The following is a 13,433-nucleotide window of genomic DNA, read 5'->3' on the forward strand; positions in this document are numbered from 1 at the left end:
CCGGGCGGCGCGATCAGAAGCCTTCGAGAAGGCTGCGTTCCACCGGTCAGGGGTGCCCTGCCGGTACACCCCTCAGCAGTGCCTTCCTCCCACCCGGACGACGGCCTTTGATGGGTAGCGGCCACCTCGCCTGCCCACCTCGGGAAGCGGGCCTCGAATCTAAGGAGCGATCTCCATGCGTGTCCACGCCTACGCCGCACCGGCCGTCGGCGAGCCGCTGGCCCCCACGACCATCGAACGGCGTGACGTCGGCCGGGGCGACGTTCTCATCGAGATCAAGTACGCCGGCATCTGTCACTCCGACATCCACACCGTAAGCGGCGACTGGGGCACTCAGCCCTACCCACTGGTCCCCGGCCACGAGATCGTCGGCATCGTCACCGAGGTCGGCGCCGCCGTCACCCGGCACCGGGTGGGCGACCGCGTCGGCGTCGGCTGCATGGTCAATTCCTGCGGGCGGTGCGTCAACTGCCGCAACGGTGACGAGCAGTACTGCCGGGAGGGGATGGTCCCCACCTACGCGGGTGTCGACCGGGACGGCACCGTCACGCAGGGCGGCTACTCCACGCACGTCGTCGTCGACGCCGACTTCGTCCTGTCAGTGCCCGAGGGCATCGACTTCGCCGCCGCGGCGCCGCTGCTGTGCGCCGGCATCACCACCTACTCGCCGTTGCGTCACTGGGGCGCCGGGCCGGGCAAGAAGGTCGCCGTCGTGGGCCTCGGCGGACTCGGGCACATGGCCGTCAAGATCGCCCACGCCATGGGCGCCGAGGTCACCGTGCTCTCGCAATCCCTGAAGAAGCAGGAGGACGGCCTGCGGCTCGGGGCCGACCACTACCACGCCACCGGCGACCCCGACACGTTCGAGCGGCTCGCCGGCCGGTTCGACCTGATCGTCAACACCGTCAGCGCCCGCATCGACGTCGACGCCTACCTCGGCCTGCTCGCCGTCGACGGCACCCTGGTCAACGTCGGCGCCCCCGCCGAGCCCCTGAGCGTCAACGTGTTCTCCCTCCTGAGCGGCCGGCGTTCCTACGCCGGGTCGATGATCGGCGGTATCGCCGAGACGCAGGAGATGCTGAACTTCTGCGCCGAGCACCACATCGGCGCCGACATCGAGCTGATCTCGGCGAATCAGATCAACGAGGCCTACGAGCGTGTTCTGGCCTCCGACGTCCGCTACCGGTTCGTCATCGACACCGCCACCCTCGGCTGACGCGGTGGGCGGCCGTGCGGGGTACGGCCAACGCGGGGCGGTGCGTCAGGCGGCCTCGGGGACGGAGCCGTGGTCGGCGTCGCGGCGGATGAAGCGCGCGGCCTCCCGCATCGCCTCACTGGCCTCCGGGATCAGGCCGTTGAACATCTGGAACACGTGCATCTGGCCGGGCCAGACCTGCAGCTCGTAGTCGGCCCCCGCCTCGGCCAGCGCGTCGGCGAACTTCTCGGCCTCGTCCCGCAGCACCTCGATCCCGCCGACCTGGATGAGGAAGGGCGGGAGGTCGGCGCTCGCGCAGGTGAGGAGCGACAGGCGTGGATCGTTCCAATCGCTGCCCCCCACGTACAGGCGGCCGAACCGTGTCGCGACGGCCGGGACGATGAACGGGTCCCGGCGCAGCATCGGCGAGGTCAGCGCCAGTTCGCCGGTCAGGTCGATCCAGGGGGAGAAGAGCACCACCTTGCCGGGTGTCGGCAGGTCCGTGCGGCACGCCTCCCCGGCCAGGGCGGCGGCCAGGTGCCCGCCAGAGGAGTCGCCCACCACGGTGATCCGCTCGGGCGGCAGGCCACGGGCCAGCAGCAGGCGGTACGCGTCCAGGGCGTCCTCGAACGCCGCCGGGAACGGGTGCTCCGGCGCCTGCCGGTAGCGCGGCGCGAGCACGGGCATCCCCGTGTCCATGGCCAGCCGGGTGGTGATCACCCGGTGCGTGCGGGGGGAGCAGATCGCGTACGCCCCGCCGTGCAGGTACAGGATCACGCCGCGGCTCGCGTCGCCGCCGGGCGGCCGCAGCCACTCGCCGCGGACCGGGCGCCGGATCTGCGGGAGGTCCACGCACGGGTCGTTGAGGGGCTCGACGTGGACGCGGGGGTCGGCGCGCAGGCAGTGCGAACCCGCGCCCAGGAGGGTGCGCCACACCCGGACGCCGGTCGGCCCGCCTTTGACGCGTCCGGAGAAGGGCCGGACCCCCAGCCGGATGGCCGCGGCCAGCGCACGGCTCTGGGAGCTGGGGGTCCGCTCGTACGGGGGGAGTTCGGCATCTGCGACGTACGTCATGGCAACCGCCTCCTGCGCCAGGAGTCACCTAGTTAGTTAGATGCCCCACATGTCCGGTTCATCACGTCACAAACGTGTAGAGTTAAGGGCTGACATGTCTGACATCTAACAAATCTGGGAGGTCTGGCGTGCCGCTGCAGCCGGTCCAACGGGCGTCCGCCGTCGAGGCCGTGCTCGACCAGATGCACGACCAGCTCGCCTCGGGCGCCTGGGCGGTCGGCGCCCGCATCCCCGGCGAGCACGAGCTCAGCGCCCGGCTCCGGGTCAGCCGGCCCGCCGTACGGGAGGCCATCCGCGCCCTGAGCCACGTCGGCGTGCTCGAGGTCCGGCGCGGCGACGGCACCTACGTGCGCAGCGCCGCCGACCCCCGGCCACTGCTGCGGCGGGTCGAGCGGGCGTCGCTGCGGGACGTGTTCGAGGTGCAGCTCGCCTATGACGTCCAGGCGGCCAAGCTCGCCGCCGTGCGCCGTACGCCCGAGGACCTGCGGCGGCTCGAGGCCCTCCTGCACGACCGCGACGCCGCCGAGGCCCCCGAGGCCTTCGGTGAGGCGGACTCCCGCTTCCACCTGGCCGTCGCCGAGACCGCCCGGAACGCGCTGCTGACCGAGGCGTTCCGGTTCTTCCGGCACCGGCTGCGCGAGTCGCTGAGCGCCCTCCGCGAGGACCGCGACCTGCCCGAGGGCGGCCCCGAACCGCACCACGCCGTGCTGGCGGCGATCGCCGACGGCGACCCCGAGGCGGCCGGTCGCGCGGCGGCCCGCGTCGTCGAACCCACCCTTCGCGCCCTGGAGGACGTCCTGTGAGGCGCTACGCCGGCATCGCGCTGATCGTCCTCGTCGCGCTCAACCTGCGTCCCGCGATCGTCGCGGTCGGTCCGCTGCTCCGCCAGATCCAGGATGACCTGCACCTCTCCGGCGCGGCGGCCGGCGCGCTGACGACGCTCCCGCTGGTCTTCTTCGGCTCGTTCGGCCTGGTGCTGCCCCTGCTGCGGCGGTCGCCGCGCGGGGAACGCCTGCTGGTCGCCAGCATGCTCGTGCTCGTCGTCGCGCTGCTGGTGCGCGTGCTGCCATCCCAGGCCGCCCTGTTCGGCGGGGCGCTCCTGGCCGGGATCGCGATCAGCGTCGGCAACATCGCCGTCCCGTCGATCATCAAGCGGGACCATCCCCAGGCGATCATGGCGGTCACGGCCGTCTACACGATCGCGGTGACCGTCGGCGCGGCGGTCTCCTCGAGCGTCGCGGTGCCGATCGAGCACGCCACCGGGTCCTCCTGGCGGCTGCCCCTCGCGCTGCTGGCCATCCCGGCGGCCCTGGCCGCGCTCGCCTGGCTGCCGCGCGCCCGCCGGGCCGCCGCCGCGGTGCCGGCCGCCGAAGGCTCGCCGCAGGTCTGGCGGTCCGGGCTGGCCTGGCAGGTCACCGCGTTCATGGGCGTCCAGTCGCTGCTGGCGTACGTCGTCTCCGGCTGGCTGCCGACCCTCTGCCAGGACCGGGGGCTGAGCGAGACGGCGGCCGGCTACGCCCTCGGCGTCACCAGCCTCCTGCAGGCCGTCGGCGCGCTGGCCGTCCCGGTGATCGAGCGCCGGCTGCGCGACCAGCGGCCCCTCGTCGTCCTGGTCGGCGTGCTCTGCCTGATCGGCTTCGCCGGCACCGCCTGGGCGCCGATCGGCTCGGTTTGGCTGTGGATCATCGTGCTCGGGCTCGGGCAGGGCGTCGGCTTCGCCACCGCCCTGTCGTTCATCGGCCTGCGCGCCGCCGACGCGCACGTGGCCGCGCAGTTGTCGGGGATGGCGCAGGGCGTCGGCTACGTGATCGCCGCGCTGGGCCCGCTCGCCGTCGGGGCGGTGCACGACGCCACGCACGGCTGGAGCGTTCCGTCGGTCATCCTGCTGGTCGTCTCGGTGATCCTCGTAGTGCCCGGCCTCGGCGCCGGCCGTGCCCGCACGATCGGCGCCGAACCCGAGCCCGTCCTCGTCAGCCGCCCGTGACCTTCGGCGCGCTGTCCGCGACGGTCACCTTCAGCTGAGCGGTCGACTCCGTGACGGTGCCGACGGGCGCCTGGCCCTTCTCCGCGTCCGTCACCACCGCTCGCCGGCCGAGGAACAGGTACGTCTTCGGGTCGAAGATGTACTCCGACCGCTCGCCCGCGTCCTCGTCGGTCCGGGCGACCGCGATGCCCTGACGACCCGCGGCGTCCTCGGCCCGCCCCACGGCCTGCGCGCCCGGGATGGTCGCGGCGGCGCGGAACAGCGCCGCGCGCTGTGCGGCCGGCAGGTACGCCTCCGTCAGCATGCCGCCGACCCGCGACCATGCCTCCCGGTCGCCTTCCGGGGTCCCCGGCCTCAGATGGTCGTACAGGTGGGCGCGCATGCCCTGGGGGTCGGCCGGCAGCCGGCTGAGGTACGCGTAGTCGTTGCGCAGGTACTCGGCCCTCTGGTCGACGTCCGCCGCTCGCGCCGGCCCCGACGTGCCGACCTCCTTCTCGGCCTCGGGCGGGATCGGCCACTTCCCGTACCGCTTGGGCGGCAGGACGGTCTCCGTCAGGACGCCGCCGGTGGCCCGGCCCTCGACGGGCAGCCAGATCTTCCGGCGGGAGCAGGCCAGGTAGCGGAAGTCGCCCTTCTCGTTGTTCACGTCCGCGGTCTCGTCCGCCTGCGACTCGAAGACCAGGAACTGGCCGGGCCTGGGGTGCAGCTCACGCTGCCTGGTCGCGGCGTCGGCCGCGCGGTCGAGGGTCTGCACGACCGCCACCGGCACGGCCATCGGCGTGTACGACGCCTTCGGATCGCTCGAACCGCCGCCGGTGAACACGATCCCGGCGACCGCCGCTGCAGCCAGCCCGGTCGCGACGGCGCCCAGGCCGATCCGCAGGGGCCACGCCCTTCCCTGCCGGGCCGGCCGCGGCAGCCGGGCCGACCCGGGGGCCACGATCTCGGACAGCAGCCGGTCCTCCTCGGCGCGCAGGTCCGCCAGGGCGGGCCGGGGCACCTCCGCGCGCAGTAGGTTGAGCCGGGTCATCTCATCCATGTTCGATTTCCTCGCTGGCAGAAGTGGGATCGACGCCGCCGAGTTCCGCGCGTAGCTTCTTCCGGGCCCGGTTGACGCGGGAGCGCACCGTTCCGATCGGCACCCCGAGCGCCTGGGCGGCCTCCTGGTAGCCGAGCTCGCCCCAGGTGACCAGCAACAACGCGTCGCGGTGACCGGCGGGCAGCCTCCTCAGGGCGGCGGCCAGGCGCCGCCGTACGGTCCCGGCGCTCACCCGCTCGTCGGAGCGGGTGAACGGATCGGTCACCGGGTCGACCCCGGTCCGCTCGAGGGCGCGCAACTGCCGCACCTCGGTGCGCTGGTGGCGTCCGATCCGGTTGGTCGCGATGCCGTACAGCCAGGGACGCGCGCTCGACCGGGTCAGGTCGTACCGGTCCCGCTGCCGGAACGCCGCCAGGAAGGTCTCCGCGACGACGTCCTCGGCGGCGTCCGCGCCCAGGCGGCGGGTGACGTACCGCTTGATGTCGGGTGCGTGCCGACGGAACACCTCGGCGAACGCATCGGGCTCTCGCCGGGACCGCTCGATCACGGAGGCGTCGTCGGCCTCCGTGGCGGTCCGGCTCGTCTCGCTCATACTCCGGCCTCTCGGCTTTCGGTCAGGACGACCGTTGTTGCCCGCCCGGAGAAGGCCGGTTCCCGCCCGGAGGCAGGATCACGAGGAAAGGGTCAGACGCGGGTGGGACGGCGGACGAGTTCACCGCTGCAGCTGGGGCAGACATGGGACAGCATCCGGGTGCACGGCCCGCAGTAGGAGCACTCGTAGCTGCAGATGTAGGCGAGGCCGTTCTGGTCCAGGGGGGCGGCGCAGCGTTCGCACGCGCCGCGCATCTCGAGCGCCATGGGCGCGCAGCCTACCGGTACCGTGACCGGTGGACGCTTCGCGGGCGCGGTCGGGAGGTAACAGCGGTGAGTGCCTCGTTTCGGGTCTTCTGGGACGACCGGCTGGTGACGTACGACTTCGGCGACGAGCACCCGATGAATCCCGTCCGCGTCGAGCTGACGATGGCGCTCGCCCGCGAGCTGGGCGTGTTCGACGCGCCGCACGTGTCGGTCGAGGGGTTCGAGCCGGCCGACGACACGCTGCTGACCCTGGTGCACGATCCGGCCTACATCGAGGCGGTGCGCCGGGAGCGGCTCGACGTCGCGCGAGGCCTGGGCCTGGCCGACAATCCGGTCTTCTCCGGCATGCACGACGCGTCCGCGCTGGTGGCCGGTGCCTCGGTGGCTGCGGCACGGGCCGTCTGGACCGGCGAGGCCGAGCACGCGGCCAACATCGCCGGCGGACTGCACCACGCCATGCACGGCGCGGCGTCCGGGTTCTGCGTCTACAACGACCCGGCGATCGCGATCGCCTGGCTGCTCGCCCAGGGCGCGGAGCGGGTCGCGTACGTGGACGTCGACGTGCACCACGGCGACGGTGTCCAGGCGGCGTTCTACGACGATCCGCGCGTCATGACGATCAGCCTGCACGAGACGCCGCGGACGCTCTTCCCCGGCACCGGGCTGCCGAAGGAGACGGGGGCGCGGGGCACGTCGGTCAACGTCGCCCTGCCGCCCGGCAGCGGCGACCGACACTGGCTGCGCGCCTTCGACGCGGTGGTCCCGCCACTCCTGCGCGAGTTCCAGCCGGAGATCCTGGTCACCCAGCAGGGCTGCGACAGCCACGAGCTGGACCCCCTCGCCCACCTGACGCTGAGCGTCGACGGGCAGCGCGCCGCGTACCAGGCACTGCACCGGCTGGCCCACGAGACGGCCGGTGGCCGCTGGGTCCTGACCGGCGGCGGCGGGTACGAGCTCGTCCACGTCGTCCCGCGTGCCTGGACCCACCTCCTCGCCGAGGCGGCGGGCCGGCCGATCCCGCCCGACACGCCGACCCCGGAGTCCTGGCGGGAGTTCGTGCGACGCCGCACGGGGCAGCGGGCGCCCGAACGCATGACCGACGGAGCGAACACGGAGGTGCGGCCGTGGGCGAGCGGGTACGACCCGGCGGATCCGGTGGACCGGGCGGTGCAGGCGACGCGGCAGGCGGTGTTCCCGGAGCACGGCCTGGACCCGATGCCGTGAGCCTTGCCGATCAGCCGGTCCCGACCCGCGACGAGTTGCGCGAGCACCTGGTCCGTACGCTGATCGCCGGGGTGGTCGCCACGCCGCGCCAGGGCAACCTCCTGCACTACCGGCGGATGGCGGCGCGCAAACCGGACTACCTGTTCGGGCTCGAGCTGGAGCGGGACTGGGGGTTCGAGCAGATCTTCGCGCTGATGGTGGACAGGTGCGGGATCGACCCGGATCCGGCGCACCTGTACGGCGACGACACGATCGACCCGGACCGGACGATCGACGCCCTGGAGGCCCTGGCGGGCCGGCTCGCGCAGGCGGCGGAGCGCCGGGAGACGGTGGTGCTGGCCACCGGGCATCCGGACGGGCTGCTGCCGGTGTACCTCGCGGTGGGCCGGGCGCTGCGGGCGCGCGGCTGCCGAGTGCCGACGCCCGCGTCCGGCTGGGCGTACGACGTGCGGACGGCGCGCGGCGTGGAGCGGCGGGAGATCCGCTATGTGGAGGGCGTCGCGACGCTGGCCACCCGCGCGGACCTGCACCATACGCACGACGCGGACCCCATGCGCGCGATTCTGCGCGAGCTTTCCGACGGCGGCGGGCCCTGGCCGGATCTGGTCATCGCCGACCACGGATGGGCGGGCGCGGCGGGCCAGGCGGGCGTCGACACGGTCGGGTTCGCGGACTGCAATGATCCGGCCCTGTTCGCGGGGGAGGCGGAGGGGAAGATTCGTACCGTGGTTCCCCTGGACGACAACGTGCTCCCGGATCACTACACCCCGCTCACTGTGTATCTTTTGACACATTCGAGCCTGATTGATTGAACTCCCCTCTTGCGACTCGGGAATCACGATTTACGCTGGAGGAAAGTACACGGCCGTGATCAAAGTCACCCAAAGGTCTGACGCGCGGCGTGTGGAAGAGGGCGTCCGATGAGCTCAGGCGAGCGACCTCTGAGCGAGGTCAGGTTCCTGACTGTGGCCGAGGTGGCTGCGGTGATGCGGGTGTCCAAGATGACCGTATACCGCCTCGTTCACTCGGGAGAACTACCGGCGATTCGCGTGGGACGTTCGTTCCGCGTACCAGAGCAGGCTGTCCACGACTATCTGCGGGACGCGTACATCGAAGCGGGCTGACGCTCGCGTTCCTCGCCGGAAGGCGGCGGCCTTCGCGGCGAGTGGCGGCGGCCCGCGACCGATCGGCGTCGAGGCGGCGGTACCCTTGGGCACCGGGCCATGTGCCCGCCAAGGGTGCTGACCGCCCGTCTCCTGCTGATCATCGAGTGAGGGTTCCGTGGGCTCTGTCATCAAGAAGCGTCGTAAGCGCATGGCCAAGAAGAAGCACCGTAAGCTGCTGAAGAAGACGCGCATCCAGCGTCGTAACAAGAAGTAACGCAGCCGTCCACGGATGGGGGGACACCGGTGCCAGCGACGCGTCCCTCCGCGAGTACGGCGTCCGGCCCCGGCACGAGCCGGGTGGTCCTGGTCACGGGCGTTTCCCGGTGGCTGGGAGCGCGGGTGGCCGAGGCGCTGCAGGCCGAGCCGAGCATCGAGCGGGTCATCGGCGTCGACACCGTGCCGCCCGAGGCGTCCCTCGGGCGCACCGAGTTCGTCCGTGTCGACATTCGTACGCCGAGCATCGCGAAGATCATAGATTCGGCGTGCGTCGACACCGTCGTGCACCTGAACCTCGTGACGATGACCGCGGCCGCGCGGATGACGACCAAGGAAGTCAACGTCATCGGCACGATGCAGCTGCTGGCCGCCTGCCAGCGGTCCGCCGCCATGCGCAAGCTGGTGGTGCGGTCGTCGGCGGCGGTGTACGGCTCGTCGCCTCGTGACCCGGCCGTGTTCACCGAGCTCGACGAGCCGGTGGCGCCGCCGGCGCACGGCTACGCCAAGGACGCGGTCGAGGTCGAGGGGTACGTCCGGGGGCTGGCCCGGCGCCGCTCCGACCTGCTCGTCTCCGTGCTGCGCTTCGCGAACTTCCTCGGGCCGAACGTCGACAACCCGCTCAGCCGCTACTTCCACATGCCGGTGGTGGCGACGGTGCTCGGGTTCGACCCGCGGCTGCAGTTCATCCACGAGGACGACGGGATCGAGATCCTGCGCCGGATGGCCGTGGAGGACCATCCCGGCTGCTTCAACGCGGCCGGCGACGGCGTCGTGCTGCTGTCCCAGGCCCTGCGCCGGGCCGGTCGGCCGATCGTCCGGCTCCCGTCGCCCGCCGTGCAGACGCTCGGCGACGTCGGCCGCCGGTTCGGCGGGCTGAAGGGCTTCTCGCCCGAGCTGCTGCGCTGGCTGACCTACGGCCGGGTCATCGACACGACGCGCCTGACGACCGAACTTTCCTGGCGCCCGAAGTACAGCTCCGAAGAGGCCTTCGCCGACTTCATCGATTCGCAGGGGCTCGGACGAAGCCTGCGTACGGAAATCTTTGACCTGGTCACCGGCGGGGTAGGGGGCTTCAGCAGGAGGTGACCGCAGTCTGATGTCCGAGGAAGCGAGAGCGGTGATGGGGCACGAGGCCGAGGTGATCCCACTTCACGGCGGCACGCCCGAACACCGCACCCAGCCACCCGGGGCGCTCGAGCAGAAGATCGCGTCGGCGCTGCGCTTCGTGCGCCACCGGCTGGACGGCGGGTATCACGTCGACGAGTTCGGCTTCGACCCGGAGCTGAACGACACGCTGCTGATGCCGCTCGCCCGTCAGCTGTACGAGCGGTGGTTCCGCGTGGAGATGTTCGGGCTGGAGAACGTCCCGGACACCGGGCCCGCGCTGGTCGTCGGCAACCACTCCGGCACGCTCCCGCTGGACGGCGTCATGCTCCAGGTCGGGCTGCACGACCACCACCCGGCCAAGCGCAACCTCCGGCTGCTCGGCGCCGACCTCGTGTACCAGATTCCCGTGCTGGCCCATGTGGCCCGCAAGAGCGGGCACACGCTCGCCTGCCAGGCCGACGCGGCCCGCCTGCTGGCCAAGCGCGAGGTGGTCGGCGTGTTCCCCGAGGGGTTCAAGGGCGTCGGCAAGCCCTACAGCCAGCGGTACAAACTGCAGCGGTTCGGCCGCGGCGGGTTCGTCGCCACCGCGCTGCGCGCCCAGGTGCCGATCGTCCCGGCCGCGATCGTCGGCGCGGAGGAGATCTACCCGAAGATCGCCGACCTGCGGCCGATCGCCCGGCTCTTCGGCCTGCCGTACTTCCCGGTCACGCCGACGTGGCCGATGTTCGGGCTGCTGGGCCTGGTCCCGCTGCCGTCCAAGTGGATCATCGCGTTCGGCGAGCCGATCATGACGGACGAGTACGACCCGGATCAGGCCGACGACCACATGACGGTCCTCAACCTGACCGACCAGGTCCGCGAGACGATCCAGAACATGCTCTACGACCAACTCCGCCGCCGAGCCTCGATCTTCTTCTGACCGCAGTTGACTTAGAGCGCGCTCTAAGGGGCAGTCTGGTCGCCATGGAGAAGAGAAGACTGGGCACGCAGGGACTCGAAGTGTCGGCGCTCGGCCTGGGCTGCATGGGCATGACCTGGGCGTACGGTCAGAGCGACGAGACCGAGTCCGTCGCCACCATCCACCGGGCGCTGGAGCTCGGCTGTGACTTCTTCGATACCGCCGAGATCTACGGACCCTGGACCAACGAGGAGCTCCTCGGCCGGGCGCTGCGCGGCCGCCGCGACGAGGCGGTCATCGCCACGAAGTTCGGCTTCGACATAGCCGAGAACGGCGAGCGCCGGGGGCTGAACAGCCGCCCCGAGCACATCAAGCAGGTGCTGGAGCAGCAACTGCAGCGGCTCGGCACCGACCACGTCGACCTGCTCTACCAGCACCGGGTGGACCCCGACGTACCGATCGAGGACGTCGCCGGCGCCGTCGGCGAGCTGGTCCAGCAGGGCAAGGTCCGCTTCTTCGGCCTGTCCGAGGCCGGCGCGCAGACGATCCGCCGCGCGCACGCGACGTTCCCCGTCTCGGCGCTGCAGTCGGAGTACTCGCTGTGGGAACGGGCCCTGGACGACGAGATCCTACCGGTCGTCCGCGAGCTGGGCATCGGCCTCGTGCCGTACTCCCCGCTCGGCCGCGGCTTCCTCACCGGCGAGGTCCGCCGGGCCGAGGACTACTCGGAGGACGACTACCGCCGCACCGACCCGCGCTTCCAGGGCGCCAACTACGACGCCAACGTCAAGGCCGCCGAGGCGGTCCACGCGATGGCGGCGGGCAAGGGCGTGACGGCGGGGCAGCTGGCCCTGGCCTGGCTGCTGCACCAGGGTCAGGACGTCGTGCCGATCCCCGGCACGAAGCGCCGCACGCGGCTGGAGGAGAACCTCGCGGCCACCGAGATCCGGCTCACCGACGCGGAGCTGGCCGAGCTGGAGTTGCCGGTGTCCGGCGCCCGGTACCCCGAGCCCATGATGCGGATGGTCCGCCGCTGACCCAGCAGGACGGCCGGCCGCTCAGCGCCCGCCGGCCGGCCCGTTCGGCCCCGGTCGTACGGGCTCAGTGGTCGCGGTAGTGGCGGCGGAGGGCTACGCCGGCGGCGACGCCGCCGGCGAGCGCGCCCGCCCCGGCCGCGGCCGGCAGCGCGACCATGGTGACCTTGCGGCCGGTGCGGAAGTCGTGCACCGGCCAGCCGTGTTCGCGGGCGTGCTCGCGCAGGTCGGCGTCGGGGTTGACGGCGTTCGGATGGCCGACCGCGGTCAGCATCGGCAGGTCGTTGAAGGAGTCGCTGTACGCCGCGCAGCGCGACAGGTCCAGGCCCTCGCGCTTGGCGAGCGCCCGGACGGCGCCGGCCTTGGCCGGGCCGTGCAGGAGGTGGCCGACGAGGCGTCCGGTGTAGACGCCGTTCTCGGTCTCGGCGACGGTGCCGAGGGCGCCGGTCAGACCGAGCCGGTGCGAGATGATCCGGGCCAGCTCGACCGGTGTGGCGGTGACGAGCCACACCTGCTGGCCGGCGTCCAGGTGCTTGAGCGCGAGCGCGCGGGTGCCGTGCCAGATCCGGTCGGCCATCTTGTCGTCGTAGATCTCCTCGCAGAGACTGACGAGCTCGCTGACGCTGCGCCCGGCGACGAACGCCAGGGCCGCCTCGCGCGCGGTGCTGATGTGCTCGGCGTTCTCCGCGCCGCGCATCCGGAAGGCCGCCTGGCCCAGCGCGAACAGCGCCAGGTCGCGGACGGTGAACAGCTTGCGGGCGGCGAGCCCGCGCGCGAAGTGGTAGATGGACGCGCCGCGGATCAACGTGTTGTCGACGTCGAAGAACGCCGCCGCGCTGGGATCGGGGACCGGAGCGGGCGTGTCCACCGCCGCGGCGGCCGCCGCGGCCTCACCGGCCAGCTCCGCGTCATCGGCACCATCGTTCCAAGGCCACAACCGCATGAGACGAGCGTAACCAGTTTCGATCAGTGGTAACCGAGAGGGACCGTCAGTGTCTTCTCCGCAGCGGCGTCAACGGACGTCGCGGGGGACGACCCGCGCGAGGGAGCGTACGGCGCGGTGCTGGAGCGCCTTGACCGCGCCGCTGTTCTTGCCCATGACCGTGGCGGTCTCCGCGACCGACAGGCCGTGCAGGAACCGCAGGACGACGCACTCCCGCTGCTCCGAGCCCAGGCCCCGTACGGCGGCGAACAGCGCCCGGTAAGTCCAGGCGTCCAGGACGGCGCGCTCGGGCCCTTCCTCCCAGCGGTCCCCTTCGCCGGGCTCGGCCGTGCAGATCTCCATGCGGTACCGGCTGGACTTGAAGTGGTCCAGGATGAGGTTGCGGGCGATGGTGACGAGCCAGGCGCCGAAGTCCTTGCCCTGCCAGGTGAACACGCTCATCCGGCGCAGCGCCCGCAGGAAGGTCTCGCTGGTCAGGTCCTCGGCGAGCGGGTGGGCGCCGACCCGGTAGTAGACGTAGCGGTAGACGAGGTCGACGTAGCGGTCGTACAGCGCGGCGAACGCCTCGGACTCGCCGGCGCGGGCGCGAAGTACCAGGTCGCGCAGCTCATCCTGGTCGCCGGCCGTGTCGAGGTCGACCGGTCCCCGGGGCGACACGGGCGGGGGGTCGAGGGCGAGGCTGCGCATGCGGGACT

General features: G+C 72.1%; 16 protein-coding genes. 10 read left to right on the forward strand and 6 right to left on the reverse strand.

The features are described from left to right. The first annotated feature begins 175 nt into the window (after positions 1-175). Entirely contained in the window at positions 176-1,216 is a 1,041-nt protein-coding gene (locus AB0L00_RS00780) for an NAD(P)-dependent alcohol dehydrogenase (protein ID WP_364426569.1), read from the forward strand. 45 nt (positions 1,217-1,261) lie between these two features. Here AB0L00_RS00780 and AB0L00_RS00785 read toward each other — a convergent pair whose 3' ends face one another. Next, the gene (locus AB0L00_RS00785; protein WP_364426572.1) at positions 1,262-2,269 is read right to left on the reverse strand and encodes an alpha/beta hydrolase; all 1,008 of its coding nucleotides are present in this window, start codon (positions 2,267-2,269) and stop codon (positions 1,262-1,264) included. Positions 2,270-2,397: 128 nt separating this feature from the next. Here AB0L00_RS00785 and AB0L00_RS00790 point away from each other — a divergent pair, with 128 nt between their 5' ends. Together AB0L00_RS00790 and AB0L00_RS00795 are read left to right on the forward strand one after the other, a co-directional pair. Next, positions 2,398-3,072, forward strand: a complete 675-nt coding sequence (locus AB0L00_RS00790) for an FCD domain-containing protein (RefSeq protein ID WP_364426575.1) — start codon at positions 2,398-2,400, stop codon at positions 3,070-3,072. After that, a complete protein-coding gene (locus AB0L00_RS00795) occupies positions 3,069-4,253 on the forward strand; it encodes an MFS transporter (RefSeq protein WP_364426578.1) in 1,185 nt (394 codons plus the stop codon). Before AB0L00_RS00790 ends, AB0L00_RS00795 begins: the two co-directional genes overlap by 4 nt. Here the strand turns inward: AB0L00_RS00795 and AB0L00_RS00800 are convergent. From AB0L00_RS00800 to AB0L00_RS00810, 3 genes are all read right to left on the reverse strand, one after another. After that, positions 4,240-5,292, reverse strand: coding sequence for a CU044_5270 family protein (locus tag AB0L00_RS00800; protein WP_364426581.1), 1,053 nt, complete (start codon positions 5,290-5,292; stop codon positions 4,240-4,242). The genes AB0L00_RS00795 and AB0L00_RS00800 overlap by 14 nt on opposite strands. Next, entirely contained in the window at positions 5,285-5,884 is a 600-nt protein-coding gene (locus AB0L00_RS00805; protein ID WP_364426584.1) for an RNA polymerase sigma factor, read from the reverse strand. The genes AB0L00_RS00800 and AB0L00_RS00805 overlap by 8 nt, the downstream gene beginning before the upstream one ends. Positions 5,885-5,976: 92 nt before the next feature. Beyond that, positions 5,977-6,150, reverse strand: coding sequence for a DUF1272 domain-containing protein (locus tag AB0L00_RS00810; protein WP_364426587.1), 174 nt, complete (start codon positions 6,148-6,150; stop codon positions 5,977-5,979). Positions 6,151-6,285: 135 nt separating this feature from the next. On the opposite strand from AB0L00_RS00810, the gene AB0L00_RS00815 reads away from it, so the two are divergent. From AB0L00_RS00815 to AB0L00_RS00845, 7 genes are all read left to right on the forward strand, one after another. After that, on the forward strand, positions 6,286-7,374 hold the full coding sequence (locus AB0L00_RS00815) for an acetoin utilization protein AcuC (protein WP_364428934.1): 1,089 nt from the start codon (positions 6,286-6,288) through the stop codon (positions 7,372-7,374). Then, complete coding sequence (locus AB0L00_RS00820; protein ID WP_364426589.1) at positions 7,371-8,186, forward strand: phosphatase; 816 nt, start codon at positions 7,371-7,373, stop codon at positions 8,184-8,186. Before AB0L00_RS00815 ends, AB0L00_RS00820 begins: the two co-directional genes overlap by 4 nt. 108 nt (positions 8,187-8,294) lie before the next feature. After that, positions 8,295-8,498, forward strand: coding sequence for a helix-turn-helix domain-containing protein (locus tag AB0L00_RS00825; RefSeq protein WP_187233448.1), 204 nt, complete (start codon positions 8,295-8,297; stop codon positions 8,496-8,498). Positions 8,499-8,655: 157 nt separating this feature from the next. Next, positions 8,656-8,754: an AURKAIP1/COX24 domain-containing protein gene (locus AB0L00_RS00830; protein ID WP_018654693.1), complete on the forward strand. Its 99-nt coding sequence runs from the start codon at positions 8,656-8,658 to the stop codon at positions 8,752-8,754. A 29-nt stretch (positions 8,755-8,783) separates the two neighbouring features. Next, the gene (locus AB0L00_RS00835; RefSeq protein ID WP_364426592.1) at positions 8,784-9,842 is read left to right on the forward strand and encodes an NAD-dependent epimerase/dehydratase family protein; all 1,059 of its coding nucleotides are present in this window, start codon (positions 8,784-8,786) and stop codon (positions 9,840-9,842) included. A gap of 10 nt (positions 9,843-9,852) precedes the next feature. Further along, on the forward strand, positions 9,853-10,782 hold the full coding sequence (locus tag AB0L00_RS00840) for a lysophospholipid acyltransferase family protein (protein ID WP_364426595.1): 930 nt from the start codon (positions 9,853-9,855) through the stop codon (positions 10,780-10,782). Positions 10,783-10,826: 44 nt separating this feature from the next. Further along, entirely contained in the window at positions 10,827-11,798 is a 972-nt protein-coding gene (locus AB0L00_RS00845) for an aldo/keto reductase (RefSeq protein WP_364426598.1), read from the forward strand. Between the two features lie 64 nt (positions 11,799-11,862). Here the strand turns inward: AB0L00_RS00845 and AB0L00_RS00850 are convergent, their stop codons facing one another. Beyond that, the gene (locus AB0L00_RS00850) at positions 11,863-12,738 is read right to left on the reverse strand and encodes an HAD-IB family hydrolase (protein ID WP_345352152.1); all 876 of its coding nucleotides are present in this window, start codon (positions 12,736-12,738) and stop codon (positions 11,863-11,865) included. Between the two features lie 69 nt (positions 12,739-12,807). Then, positions 12,808-13,425: a sigma-70 family RNA polymerase sigma factor gene (locus AB0L00_RS00855; RefSeq protein WP_364426601.1), complete on the reverse strand. Its 618-nt coding sequence runs from the start codon at positions 13,423-13,425 to the stop codon at positions 12,808-12,810. Between the last annotated feature and the right edge of the window lie 8 nt (positions 13,426-13,433).

The sequence above is a fragment of the Actinoallomurus sp. NPDC052308 genome (genome assembly GCF_040679195.1).
GTDB classification, from domain to species: domain Bacteria; phylum Actinomycetota; class Actinomycetes; order Streptosporangiales; family Streptosporangiaceae; genus Actinoallomurus; species Actinoallomurus liliacearum.

Coding starts and splice junctions, on each gene's coding strand:
- AB0L00_RS00780 (WP_364426569.1), top strand. CDS start 176: ATGCGTGTCCACGCCTACGCCGCACCGGCCGTCGGCGAGCCGCTGGCC.
- AB0L00_RS00785 (WP_364426572.1), bottom strand. CDS start 2,269: ATGACGTACGTCGCAGATGCCGAACTCCCCCCGTACGAGCGGACCCCC.
- AB0L00_RS00800 (WP_364426581.1), bottom strand. CDS start 5,292: ATGGATGAGATGACCCGGCTCAACCTACTGCGCGCGGAGGTGCCCCGG.
- AB0L00_RS00805 (WP_364426584.1), bottom strand. CDS start 5,884: ATGAGCGAGACGAGCCGGACCGCCACGGAGGCCGACGACGCCTCCGTG.
- AB0L00_RS00810 (WP_364426587.1), bottom strand. CDS start 6,150: ATGGCGCTCGAGATGCGCGGCGCGTGCGAACGCTGCGCCGCCCCCCTG.
- AB0L00_RS00815 (WP_364428934.1), top strand. CDS start 6,286: ATGAATCCCGTCCGCGTCGAGCTGACGATGGCGCTCGCCCGCGAGCTG.
- AB0L00_RS00825 (WP_187233448.1), top strand. CDS start 8,295: ATGAGCTCAGGCGAGCGACCTCTGAGCGAGGTCAGGTTCCTGACTGTG.
- AB0L00_RS00840 (WP_364426595.1), top strand. CDS start 9,853: ATGTCCGAGGAAGCGAGAGCGGTGATGGGGCACGAGGCCGAGGTGATC.
- AB0L00_RS00845 (WP_364426598.1), top strand. CDS start 10,827: ATGGAGAAGAGAAGACTGGGCACGCAGGGACTCGAAGTGTCGGCGCTC.
- AB0L00_RS00850 (WP_345352152.1), bottom strand. CDS start 12,738: ATGCGGTTGTGGCCTTGGAACGATGGTGCCGATGACGCGGAGCTGGCC.
- AB0L00_RS00855 (WP_364426601.1), bottom strand. CDS start 13,425: ATGCGCAGCCTCGCCCTCGACCCCCCGCCCGTGTCGCCCCGGGGACCG.